Source organism: Pseudoduganella aquatica, from assembly GCF_020865585.1.
GTDB lineage: Bacteria > Pseudomonadota > Gammaproteobacteria > Burkholderiales > Burkholderiaceae_D > Rugamonas > Rugamonas aquatica_A.
This window is the reverse complement of sequence record NZ_CP086370.1, coordinates 6,328,962-6,339,640: the sequence shown is the minus strand read 5'-3', so window position 1 is coordinate 6,339,640 and position 10,679 is coordinate 6,328,962. Positions and strand designations below refer to the sequence as shown.

Annotated in this window: 11 protein-coding genes; 3 read left to right on the top strand and 8 right to left on the bottom strand. The window is 65.2% G+C overall.

Features of this window, described 5'->3' with window-relative positions; translation table 11 throughout:
- Positions 1–17 precede the first annotated feature (17 nt).
- Entirely contained in the window at positions 18–455 is a 438-nt protein-coding gene (locus KT882_RS28270; protein ID WP_228893869.1) for an Mpo1 family 2-hydroxy fatty acid dioxygenase, read from the bottom strand.
- 77 nt (positions 456–532) lie between these two features.
- Between KT882_RS28270 and KT882_RS28265 the strand changes: the two genes are divergently transcribed.
- On the top strand, positions 533–1,027 hold the full coding sequence (locus KT882_RS28265; protein WP_161072836.1) for a DNA-deoxyinosine glycosylase: 495 nt from the start codon (positions 533–535) through the stop codon (positions 1,025–1,027).
- 70 nt (positions 1,028–1,097) lie between these two features.
- On the opposite strand, the gene KT882_RS28260 is transcribed toward KT882_RS28265, so the two are convergent.
- Both KT882_RS28260 and KT882_RS28255 read right to left on the bottom strand, forming a co-directional pair.
- The gene (locus tag KT882_RS28260) at positions 1,098–2,165 is read right to left on the bottom strand and encodes an SRPBCC domain-containing protein (RefSeq protein ID WP_161072835.1); all 1,068 of its coding nucleotides are present in this window, start codon (positions 2,163–2,165) and stop codon (positions 1,098–1,100) included.
- Entirely contained in the window at positions 2,162–2,518 is a 357-nt protein-coding gene (locus tag KT882_RS28255) for an ArsR/SmtB family transcription factor (RefSeq protein ID WP_161072834.1), read from the bottom strand. The genes KT882_RS28260 and KT882_RS28255 overlap by 4 nt, the downstream gene beginning before the upstream one ends.
- Before the next feature lie 90 nt (positions 2,519–2,608).
- Here KT882_RS28255 and KT882_RS28250 point away from each other — a divergent pair, with 90 nt between their 5' ends.
- The gene (locus tag KT882_RS28250; RefSeq protein ID WP_161072833.1) at positions 2,609–3,955 is read left to right on the top strand and encodes an MBL fold metallo-hydrolase; all 1,347 of its coding nucleotides are present in this window, start codon (positions 2,609–2,611) and stop codon (positions 3,953–3,955) included.
- Here the strand turns inward: KT882_RS28250 and KT882_RS28245 are convergent.
- Positions 3,932–4,657, bottom strand: a complete 726-nt coding sequence (locus KT882_RS28245) for a hypothetical protein (RefSeq protein WP_228893868.1) — start codon at positions 4,655–4,657, stop codon at positions 3,932–3,934. The two genes, KT882_RS28250 and KT882_RS28245, sit on opposite strands and share 24 nt — an antisense overlap.
- A 374-nt stretch (positions 4,658–5,031) precedes the next feature.
- Between KT882_RS28245 and infA the strand changes: the two genes are divergently transcribed.
- Complete coding sequence (infA, locus tag KT882_RS28240; protein WP_161072831.1) at positions 5,032–5,295, top strand: translation initiation factor IF-1; 264 nt, start codon at positions 5,032–5,034, stop codon at positions 5,293–5,295.
- Positions 5,296–5,322: 27 nt separating this feature from the next.
- Here the strand turns inward: infA and KT882_RS28235 are convergent, their stop codons facing one another.
- From KT882_RS28235 to KT882_RS28220, 4 genes are all read right to left on the bottom strand, one after another.
- Complete coding sequence (locus tag KT882_RS28235; RefSeq protein ID WP_228893867.1) at positions 5,323–7,266, bottom strand: CocE/NonD family hydrolase; 1,944 nt, start codon at positions 7,264–7,266, stop codon at positions 5,323–5,325.
- Between the two features lie 58 nt (positions 7,267–7,324).
- Positions 7,325–8,491 carry a tetratricopeptide repeat protein gene (locus KT882_RS28230; protein WP_161072829.1) on the bottom strand — a complete coding sequence of 389 codons (1,167 nt, stop codon included), beginning with the start codon at positions 8,489–8,491 and terminating at the stop codon, positions 7,325–7,327.
- A gap of 90 nt (positions 8,492–8,581) precedes the next feature.
- Positions 8,582–9,772 (bottom strand): DUF2863 family protein, encoded by a 1,191-nt coding sequence (locus KT882_RS28225; protein WP_228893866.1) that lies wholly within the window; start codon positions 9,770–9,772, stop codon positions 8,582–8,584.
- Positions 9,773–9,791: 19 nt separating this feature from the next.
- Positions 9,792–10,658 (bottom strand): HDOD domain-containing protein, encoded by an 867-nt coding sequence (locus KT882_RS28220; RefSeq protein WP_161072827.1) that lies wholly within the window; start codon positions 10,656–10,658, stop codon positions 9,792–9,794.
- Positions 10,659–10,679: the final 21 nt, after the last annotated feature.

Sequence of the window (10,679 nt, the reverse complement as noted above, 5' to 3'; positions counted from 1 at the left end):
TTGCTCGGCGGATAGCGTCAGTAAGCCAATTTCAGGCGGCGGTACAGGAAGCCCAGCACGAACAGCGGGCCGATCAGCAGGAAGCGCACATCGTCGAAAAAGGACGGTTTTTTGCCCTCGATCTTGTGGCCGATGAACTGGCCGGCCCAGGCCAGCACGAAGATGGCGACCGACAGCGGCAGGATGGCCGGCGGCGGCAGCACCGACAGCACGCCCAGCATCAGCAGCGACATCACCAGCATGCCGGCGGCGAAGGGGATGGACAGGCGCACATAATACGCCAGCGACAGCAGCACCACGCCCAGCGCCGCCATGGGTTGCAGGCTCCAGATCAGGCCCAGCAGGGAAAACACGATGGCGGGCACGCACACGAAATGGATGATCTCGTTGGTGTGGTTCAGATGGCTTTCGCTATACTTGGCCAGCAGGACATCGATGGGACGCGGTTCACTCATGCTCAGAATCTCCAGCATTGTTATTGTTCAGTACTACCGTTCGATTCTACACTGTAAGCCCGCCCTCACAAGACGTCATGACGAACAAACAAGAAACCCTGGCGCTGGCCGGCTTGGCCCCGGTAATCGACGTCCGCACGCGCATCCTGATACTGGGGAGTTTCCCGGGCGCCGCCTCGCTGGCGGCGCAGCAATACTACGCCCACCCGCGCAACGCGCTGTGGCCCATCCTGTCGGCGCTGACGGGGGAGGATCTGGCCGGGCTGCCATACGCCAAGCGCCTGCCGCGCCTGCTGGCGCACGGTTTCGGCCTGTGGGATGTATTGGGCGCCTGCGAGCGCGAAGGCAGCCTGGATTCCGCCATCCGTAAGCCCGCCGCCAACGACTTCGCCCGGCTGCGCGAGCTGTGCCCATTGCTGGAAACGGTCGGCTTCAACGGCCAGACTTCAGGCAAGTTCGCGCCGCAGTTTGCCGCCGAAGGCTACCGCACGTTGGTGTTGCCCTCGACGTCGCCCGCCCATGCTTCGCTAACGCTGGTACAAAAGCTGGAGCATTGGAAACTGTTGCTCTGAGTTGTACTAACAAGGATCGCAGCCCTTTTTCAAGGAGTCCAACCATGCAAGTGCCAGCTGCAAGCCAGGGCTAATCCGCTGCCGCGAAATGCGCCATCTGGTCCGCGTGGGCTTTGAGGAAAGCGGGGCGGGCGGTGGCGCGGGCGACGTAGGCGCGGCAGGCGGGATAGTCGGCCAGGCCGTCGAAACGGTCCACCAGGCGCAGCACGTCGGCCATCACGATGTCGGCGATGGAGAAGGGGCCGGCCAGCCATTCGCGCTTGGCCAGCAGCGGCTCAAGGTGCGCGAGCCGGGATTTCTTGAGGAAGCTGTCCATCATGTTCCAGCCCGGCGTGCCGTCATTGTTGCCCGAGAATTGCAGGAGGGACCACGGCAGGCTGGCCATCTCGACCGAATTGAGGGCGGCGAACAGCCACTCCAGGGTCTCGGCGCGGCCGCGCGGGCCGGCCGGCAGCAGCGCCTCGCTGCGTTCGCCCAGGTGCAGCAGGATGGCGCCGGTTTCGAAGATGGAGAGGTCGCCGTCGGTCAGCCACGGTACCTGGCCGAAGGGCTGGTGCGAGAAGTGATCGGCATTCCTGTCGCTGAAGGGCACGCTCTGCACGCGGTAGGGCAGCCCTGCCTCTTCCAGCGCCCAGCGCACGCGGATGTCGCGCACGAAGCCCCTCGGCATTTCGGGCACCCAGTCGAAGGTGACGAGGACCAGCGGCTTGGCGGCCAGGTCAGCAAGCAGTTCGAACGCCAGCGTCCATCCCTGCGTATGTTCGGCGCAGGCCACCTGGCCGGGCAGGCGCTCGTGCGTGAGCACGATCTCGGTGCCGGCGCTGGCGACGTTGAACTCCACCGTCACCAGCGTTTCGCTGTGCTGCGTGGCGTCGGAAATCCAGGTGAAGCTGAGTTTCCGGTTGCGCTCGATCTGGCGGTACACGCCATGGTGGCGCAGGGGCTTGTCCGGGTAGTGCATCAGCACCTCGAAGGCGCCGCCCACGCGCGCATCCACGCTGGCGGTGCTCAGCGCGGTTGTGCCGGGATGCATCCATTGCGCGAGGCTGTCCGGGTCCAGCCAGGCGTCGAACAGCTCGTCGACGGTGGCGGCGATGGTGCGTTTGACCACGATGGTGCTGCTGTCTGCTTGGTTCATTGCGTGCTCCCGGGTTTGTCGGTGCTGCGTTTTTTGAGTACAAAGTCTTCCAGCGCGGCCAGGCGGCCTTCCCAGAAGCGGCGGTAGAACGCCATCCACTCGGCGGCTTCCGCCATCGGTGCGGCGTTCAGCGACAGCACATGCTCGCGGCCCTGCACCCTGCGCGTGACCAGTCCTGCGCGTTCGAGGATGCGGATGTGCTTGGAGGTGGAATTAAGCGAAATCGGAAATGCGCTCGCCAGCTCCGTCACGCGCGCGTCGGACTGCGCCAGCCGCGCCAGGATGGCGCGCCGCGTGCCGTCGGACACTGCCGCGAACAGTTCATCTAGCTGATTTGTTTTATATTCACCCATAAGGGTTAATATAGGCGCGCAAGAATTCGGCGTCAAGCGGTTTTGTGCGGTGCGCGAGGCTGTAGAATGCCGCCAACTGAGGAGGGTGGCATGCTGAAAATTTCGAGAATACTGCACGCGGGCTATGTGTTCGAGTGCGAGGGCGCGCAGATCGCGTTCGACACCATCTTCGAGAATCCCTTCAGCCGCAACTGCCACGCCTTCCCGGACGTGCGCTTCGACCACGAGCAGATCCGGCGCCAGAAATTCGCCGCCGTGTTCATCTCGCACTTCCACGACGACCACTGTTCGCTGGAGAGCCTGGACCTGCTGGACCGCGCCACGCCGCTGTACATCTACTGCATCTTCGACGAGCTGTTCGACATGGTGCGCCAGCTCGGCTTCACCAATGTGCAGCAGCTGCGGCTGAACGTGCCGGTGCACATCGGCCCGTTCGAGGTGGTGCCGCGCGAGGCGATGGATGCGGATGTGGATTCCATGTTCCAGGTGAAGGCGGCCGGCATGAATGTGCTCAACGTGGTCGACTCGTGGATAGACGAGACCACGCTGGCCCAGCTGGCGCAGGAAGGCCCGTGGGACATGGTGCTGTGGCCGTTCCAGACCATGCGCGAGATCGAAGTCCTGCAGCCGTCGCGCAGCAGCGCCGCGCCGCCGGAGCTGCCCGAGGAGTGGATCGCGCAGCTGAAGGTGCTCAACCCGCGCTACGTGGTGCCGAGTTCCTGCCAGTTCCTGCAGGAGCCCTGGTCCTGGTACAACCGCGCCTTCTTCCCCATCAGCTACCGCCAGTTCACGCGGGAGGTGGGCGAGGCGCTGCCGCAGGCGCAGGTGGTGCGGCTCAATCCTTCGGTGTCCGTGCTGCTGGACGCGGCCTCGCTGACGGCCGCGCCGCCGCTGCCGTGGATTGCGCCGATGGGCGAGCAGGACGTGGACTACCAGTATGAAGGCAACGCCGCGCCGCCCGCCACGGCCGACATCGCGCGCCATTTCGCGCCGCTCACGGCGGAGCAGCACGCGCGGGTGATGGATTACTGCCGGGTGGGGCTGCTGGAAAAATACGGCGATGTGGAAGCGTCGTCCGAATACTTTGATCAGCCGCGCATCTGGCAGCTATCGGTCTACGGGCATGATGGCCAGTGCGCGCAGTTCCGCTACCGGCTGCAGGCGGACGGCGCGGCCCTGGCCGGCGGCAGCGCGGGGCCGCTGGGCTGGACCACGGAGATCCCGGCGGCCAAGCTGTACGCCGCGCTGGAGCTGGGCGAATCGCTGACGTCCATGTATATGCGCATCAACGACGCCGTGTTCGATGCCGCCACCGAGCAGGACCTGGCGGAGGCGGACGCGGTCGACGACCCCCTGATACGCTGCCTGTTCAGCGATACCTTCGGCGCCTACCAGGCCGCCCAGCTGCGCCGCCTACTTGCCCAGCAAGGCCAGTGACTGTTCCCAGTCGCCGCTCCAGTCGTACAGGAAGTCGTGCGATTTGAAGGCGCGCTTCAGGGAGCCGATCGGCACGCCGTACACGTCGTGCAGGCCGAGCGCCAGCGTGACCGGGTTCCACACGGCGTTGCGCTTGGACTTCCTGGCGCTGGCTTTCACGCGCGCGCCGTCGTCGCCGAAGATGCCGATGGCGCCGTCCAGCGCCTTGTCCATATCCAGCTTGGCCAGGCGCCCGAACGCGGCCAGCACCTCGGCCTTGGGAATGCCGAACTGCGATTCGCGCGCGCTCTCCACCTTGGGCGGCTTGGCCGCTTCCTCGGCCTCGTGCTTGATACGCCCGGCCAGCTTCTCCACTTCCTTCTTCAGGAAGCGCAGTTCGTGCAAGGCGCGGCGGAAGCCCGGCTCCGGCAGCCGCGTGACGATTTTGTAGGCGTCCTTGGTGATGGTGATGAGCACGTCCTCGCTGCCGGCCGCCAGGCGCTGCGCGTCGCCTTCGTAGAAGATCGGCGCGGCGTAGCCGCCGTTGGCGTCGCCGAACAGCTCGGGGTAGGCGGCGTCGTAGTCCAGCCACACGTAGGGCGTGAGTCCGTGCCCGATCAGCCGCGCCAGCGTCCATGGGGTGGCGGTCTGCTGCGCCAGCCAGGCGCAGGCTTCGGCGGTGGTGGCCCGGAAGGGCAGTTCGGTGGTGCTGGAGGGATCCATGATTTTTTCTGAGAAATAGTTTTGTGCGCCGCACAAATGTGTGATACACTCGTGTCTTCGGTGGAGTTCTGAACCCCGCCGCCCCCTACGGGACAGCCGGTGCCGCATGTGTAAAGCAGTGAAGCTCATCAGGCCGGAGGGGATTGTAGTTCAAGATACGATAGTCGGTTTACACATTGGAGGCACTATGCAGATAGCATGGGCGTCCGAAGCTCCGGCACCGCGCAGATAGCACGGGCCAAGCAGCGATTGTAGCATTATTGGCAATACATTGAAACGAAGCCCGCAGCAAGCGGGCTTTTTTTTTCCTACCTCCCGTCCTCCCCCCGTTGGTCCCCGAATTGGCGCAGCAGCGCCCACACAGGAGTAAATGCATGGCTAAAGAAGAACTGATCGAAATGAGTGGCGTGGTGTCCGAAGCGCTGCCGGAACTGCGTTTCCGCGTGGACCTGGACAACGGCCACAAGCTGATCGCCTACACCTCGGGCAAAATGCAAAAGAACCACATCCGCATTCTGGCGGGTGACAAGGTGACGCTGGAACTGTCGCCGTACGACCTGACCAAGGGCCGTATTATTTTCCGCCATATCGAAAAACGTGGCCCGGCGCCGACGCAGAGCTTTCCGCGCCGCCGCTAAGCCGCCAAGCTTCACCGTAACGCCCTGTTACGGCATTACCTGCAGCGCGATACCCGACGCCATGCCTGGCGCGTGGTAGACGCGCTGCGTGCCTTTCTTGAAGTCCTCCGGCTTCGCGCGCGGAATCTCCATGAAGGTTTGCGGGTTCAGGTCCACCAGCGGGAACCATGAACTCTGCACCTGCACCATGATGCGGTGGCCGCGCCGGAAGGTGTGGTTCACTTCGCCGATGCTGTAGTCCAGCGCTTCCACTTTCCCCGGTACGAAAGGCTCTGCCTTTTCAAAACTGCGGCGGAACTTTCCGCGCAGCGGATTGCCGCGCACCAGCTGCTGGTAGCCGGCCATATTCACCTGCGGCGGCCCCACGTCGTGCTCCTCGTCCTTGCCCGCCTCCTGCTTCGGATAGTCGTCCGGATACACGTCGATCAGCTTCACCACCCAGTCCGCGTCGGTGCCGCTGGTGGACACGAACAGCTTGGGCGACACCGTGCCCGCCACCGTCACATCCTCCTCCAGCACGTCGCTGCGGTACACCAGCACGTCCGGCCGCGAGGCGGCGAAGCGCTGGTCCGACACCATGTATTCCTTGGGCACGCCGGTGGCCGGGTAGCCGATATACGGCACCGGCTTGGCCGGATCGCTCACATATTCGTCGTAGCCCGCGCCGGTGGCGGCGGCCGGCTGCTGCCAGCCCAGCGTGCCGTTGGCGCCGAAGTACAGCGTGCGCGCCTTGGCCTGCTGCGGCGGCCAGGCGCTGTAGCTGCGCCACACATTGCTGCCGGTTTCGAACACGCGCACATTGGCCGGGGCCGGGCCTTTTTCGTCCTTCAGGTGCTGCTCGAAGAAGGGCAGCAGGATCTGCTGGCGGTAGTATTCCGAGGTCTTGGCGTCGAAGCGCACATGGCCCAGGCGCTTGCCCTCGTCGGCCGCCCAGCCGCCATGCACCCACGGTCCGATCACCAGGCCGTTGTAGATGGCCGGGTTGTTGCGCTTGATGGACTGGTAGGTGGTGAACGGGCCTTGCGGGTCTTCCGCGTCGAACCAGCCGCCGACGGTGAGCACGGCGGCGCGCACATTCTTCAGGTGCGGCGCGATATTGCGGCTTTGCCAGAAGGCGTCGTAGGTGCTGTGCTCCACGTTCGGCCAGAACAGCGCGCGCTGCTTGTCCGTCATGGTGGCGCCGATTTTTTCCAGCGTGCGGTGCTTGAGGAAGAAGTCGTAGCTGTCGCTGCCGCCGTAGTCGAAATCGGTCCAGGTGGCCGGCAGCGGCGTGGGGTTCGGTTCCTCGGTGAAGGCGGCGTAGAAGTCGAAATTGGCGGCCAGCATGAAGGCGCCGCCGTGGTAGGAGTCGTCGTTCATGTACAGGTCCGTCACCGGCGCCTGCGGCGAGGCGGCCTTGATGGCCGGGTGCGAATCGATGATGCTGGCCGAGGTGTAGAAGCCCGGATACGAAATGCCGTGGATGCCGACCTTGCCGTTGTTGTTGGGGACGTTCTTCAGCAGCCATTCCACGGTGTCGTGCATGTCCTGGCTCTCATTGCCTTCGCCCGGCTTGCGGCCGGGATTGACGTGCGGCGTCATCTCCTGCCATTTGCCTTCGGACATGAAGCGGCCGCGCACGTCCTGCTTGACGAAGATATAGCCGCTGGTCTCGAACTCGCGCGACGGCCCCACGTGCTTGGGGTAGAAGTCCACGCCGTAGCGCAGCTTCTCGTCCACGGTCACTCCGGCGCTGTAGGGCGTGCGCTGCACCAGGAAGGGATAGCGTTTGGACGTGTCCTTGGGCACGTAGACGGCGGTGAACAGGCGCACGCCGTCGCGCATGGGGATGCGGTATTCGTATTTGGTGTAGTGCTCGCGCACCGAGTATTCGTCGGGGGCGGCGGCCGGCGCAGGAGCGGCGGCTGCACTGCCGAAAGCCAGCAGCAGGCCGAGGGCCAGGGCGGAGAGGGGGGAGCGCAATGCGGTCATGGGCGTTTACGTGGTCTGGACTAAGCCAGACAGTGTAACCCGCCCCTGACCTGCCTTGTCAATTTGAATAGGCGTTGCGCTGGCGTTCCTGGAAGCGCAGCTTGTCCAGCTTGGCCGCATACAGCTCGTGGTCGTTGCGCGTGGTGCTGTTGTCGCGCGCCAGCTTCATGTGCTTGTCGGCCGTGGCCAGGTCGCCCAGCTGATAGGACGCCACCGCCAGCCAGAAGTGGAACTCGTGGTAGTAGGGGGCGCGGTCCACTTCGCGCGCGAACAGCTTGCGCGCCTTTTTATAGTCGCCTTCTTTCATGGCCTGCTGGCCAAGATTGAAGAAATGGAAGGGCGGATAGGGTTCCAGCCGCGCCAGCTCTTCGCGCATGGCGGCCGCTTCGAGCGGGCGGCCCAGGCCGTCGAGCACCTGGACCAGGTTGAACATGGCGACGGTGTTATTGGGCTGCAGCACATGGGCGTAGCGCAGCGCCGCTTCGGCCTGCTGCAGGTTGCCGTGGTGCTGGTAGACGATGGCCAGCGTGTTGTAGGGACTGAAGAAAGTGGGGTCGGCCTCGGCCGCCTTGCGCGCCCACCAGTAGGCCCGGTTCAGTTCGCGGCGCGACAGCGATTCGGCGGCGCGGTTGTTCATGAACATGGAAATAATGCGCCGTTCCGATATTTCCTTCGTCACCAGGTTCCTGGTGTCGGCGGGCGGCTCGAAGTCCACCACCATGTACTGGTTGGGTTCCACGCTTTGCACGTCCAGCATGCGCGGCTTGCCCAGCACCAGGTTGACGTGGCCGCTGGCGAAATACAGATTGCCGCTGCGGCTCCAGGATTCCTCGGTCGTGACGGCCTGGAACTGCACCGTCATATCCATCTCGCGCGCCATGGCCGCCGTCATCACCACCAGCGACAGGCAGTTGCCTTGCCGCGCCGCGAAGGTCTGCGCGGCGTTGCGCGTCATGGTGGAGTCGTATTCCAGCTGCAGCAGGTCGCGCTTGTACAGCGCATCGAACAGCACCAGCTGCGGCTCGCGCTTGGCGCGCGAGTTGATCAGCGAGTGCGCATATTTCTTCATCTCGTCCGTGAGGGCGAAAATCTGGTCGGGGCCGATATCGGCGTCGGGCTGGCCGAATAGCTGGTCGTGGAACAGCTGCGGAGGCGGGGGCGGCGGCGCCAGGGAGGCGCAGCCGGCAAGCAGCACGGACAGGAACAGGGCAGCAAAGCGTTTCATGGCACACCTCCATGAAACAAGTATCCTCGGCTGCATTGTGACTGTCAAACAGCAATTATGCGGCGGCGCGTCATGGCCGCGCAGGGCGGATCAGCCCAGCGGCTGGGCGTCCACCGGCTGGCCCTGGGCGTCGAAACGCTGTGCCACGGACACCGCCTGCAGGCCTATGGTGGCCAGCGCGTCGGCGATATTGTCCACTTCCAGCTGCAGGTCGCAGCCGAGGTCGATCGGCTGGTCGCAGGACAGCAGCGGCGCCGCGCCGGGCGCGCTGTACAGGTTTACGCGCAGCACCATGCTGCCGCGCACGTCGGCCGGGGCGATCACGGCGCTGGCGCCGGGATGCGCTTCCAGCGCCCGGCCCAGCTTGGCCATGGTGTCCAGCAGCGCGTATTCGGACTGCGCCTGTTCCTTGGCGCCGTAGAACAGGTCCTGGTACAGGAAGTTCAGCTCCAGCGGACGCGCGCCGGCCAGGCAGCGCTGCACCAGCGGCGCGGCGTCCACCGTCCACTGGCGGTAGCGCTCCATGCGCGCGGCGTAGTAGTCGTCCTGTTCCTGCTCGCCTTCCGGCGCCAGGTAGAACGGGTCGTCGGCGCGCTTCATGGCAAAGCCCAGCAGGAAGCGCAGCTCCAGCGCCGTGTCGTCCGCGCCGAAGGCGGTGGCGGCCCAGCCGCCCATGCTGCGCTCGAGCGCGGGCGCAGCGTGCATTTTCTTGTCCGTCATGGACGTGGTGGCTTCGCGCACCATGGCGTTGAGCTGGCTGTAGCTGACGCGGTCGATCTCGTCCAGGTCGTAGGCGTGCTGCACCAGCACCACCTTGGCCTTGGGGCTTTCCAGGCCGCCCTTGGTGAAGCTCTGCAGCAGCGCCTCGAAGGCCGCCTCGTCCTGGAATTCCTGCGCCTGCGCCAGGCCGCCCGTGCTGCGCACGAACACCGGGATGGCAAAGGCGTTGATCTCGACGTCGGGCTGGCCTTCGCGCCGCACCAGCACGGTGCCGGCCGCTTCCTCCACCGTGTCGCGCAGCAGGCGGTAGGCGTCCACGTCCTCGAAGCGGGCCAGTTCGATGGCGCTGTAGAGCAGCTCGTCCTTCTTCTGCTGCACGTATTTGCGCACCTGGCGCGGGAACTCGGCGGCCTTCTGGCGCAGCTCGGCGCTCAGCTGCTCGCTGTCTTCCTGTTCGGCCAGTTCCAGGGCGGCGGCGCACAGCGCCTCGGCCAGGAATTCTTCTTTGTCTTCGGGGGGCGTGCTGTTCTTGCGGGGGGCGGGGCGCTTATTTTTAGGCATGTGTGCGCGAAAGGCGTGTTTAGTGTTCGATGTGGAAGGTTTCGTGCAGCTCGTCGAGCAGGTCGGCGGCTTCGTCTTCGGACAGGCCGAGGTGGGCGCAGGCGATCTCGCCGCCCTTGTCCCATTCCAGCGAGCCGCTGTTGCCGTGGAAGCGCTGGATGCCCTTGTCTGCCAGCACCGACAGCGCCACCAGCGAGCGCACCGCGTCGTCGGTGGCGTCGTCCGTCATGACGGCGTAGTCGTGGTGGTGCAGGATGGCCCAGGACACGTCCGGCGACAGGCCCCAGTTGCGCGCCAGCAGGCAGCCGATGGCGGCGTGGTTGGTGCTGTGGCGGGCGTCTTCGATGGCGGTGAACTTGCGCTCGGCGTCCTGGCTGGCCAGGGCGAAAGTGTCTTTGTAGTCGGGGAAGCGCGCCATCAGCAGCGGCACGCCGATGTCGCAGAACAGGCCGAAGGTGTGGGCGATGTCCGGCGGGGCGATGCGCAGCTTGCGCGAGGTGAACACCAGCGCCTGCGCGCGGCGCGCCGAGACTTCCCAGAAGCTGTCCAGGTTGCCGTCCTTGCCGTCGATGGCCTGGCGCGCCAGCAGCCCGGTCAGCAGCGCGGCGCACTGGTTGATGCCGAGGAAGTTGATGGCCTGCTCGACCGACTTGGCCTTGCGCGCGGCGCCGAAGTAGGGCGAGTTGGCCAGCTTCAGCAGCGCGCCCGACATGCCCACGTCGTTGCCGATAATGCGGGCGATGCGGCGCGGCGACGGGTCCGCCTCGGCCAGTTCCCGTTGCAGGTCGACCAGCAGGCTGGGGCGCGGCGGTATGCGGATGGAGCGCAGCAGCGCGTCTTCTACCGTCGTTTCGATTACCGGGGCGGGGGCTGCAACTGAGGTCATGATGTTTAGGACAAAGGCGGG

Bases quoted from the DNA above. Each gene is read 5' to 3' on its own strand.
- KT882_RS28270 (WP_228893869.1), bottom strand. From the start codon at position 455: ATGAGTGAACCGCGTCCCATCGATGTCCTGCTGGCCAAGTATAGCGAA.
- KT882_RS28265 (WP_161072836.1), top strand. From the start codon at position 533: ATGACGAACAAACAAGAAACCCTGGCGCTGGCCGGCTTGGCCCCGGTA.
- KT882_RS28260 (WP_161072835.1), bottom strand. From the start codon at position 2,165: ATGAACCAAGCAGACAGCAGCACCATCGTGGTCAAACGCACCATCGCC.
- KT882_RS28255 (WP_161072834.1), bottom strand. From the start codon at position 2,518: ATGGGTGAATATAAAACAAATCAGCTAGATGAACTGTTCGCGGCAGTG.
- KT882_RS28250 (WP_161072833.1), top strand. From the start codon at position 2,609: ATGCTGAAAATTTCGAGAATACTGCACGCGGGCTATGTGTTCGAGTGC.
- KT882_RS28245 (WP_228893868.1), bottom strand. From the start codon at position 4,657: ATGGATCCCTCCAGCACCACCGAACTGCCCTTCCGGGCCACCACCGCC.
- infA (WP_161072831.1), top strand. From the start codon at position 5,032: ATGGCTAAAGAAGAACTGATCGAAATGAGTGGCGTGGTGTCCGAAGCG.
- KT882_RS28235 (WP_228893867.1), bottom strand. From the start codon at position 7,266: ATGACCGCATTGCGCTCCCCCCTCTCCGCCCTGGCCCTCGGCCTGCTG.
- KT882_RS28230 (WP_161072829.1), bottom strand. From the start codon at position 8,491: ATGAAACGCTTTGCTGCCCTGTTCCTGTCCGTGCTGCTTGCCGGCTGC.
- KT882_RS28225 (WP_228893866.1), bottom strand. From the start codon at position 9,772: ATGCCTAAAAATAAGCGCCCCGCCCCCCGCAAGAACAGCACGCCCCCC.
- KT882_RS28220 (WP_161072827.1), bottom strand. From the start codon at position 10,658: ATGACCTCAGTTGCAGCCCCCGCCCCGGTAATCGAAACGACGGTAGAA.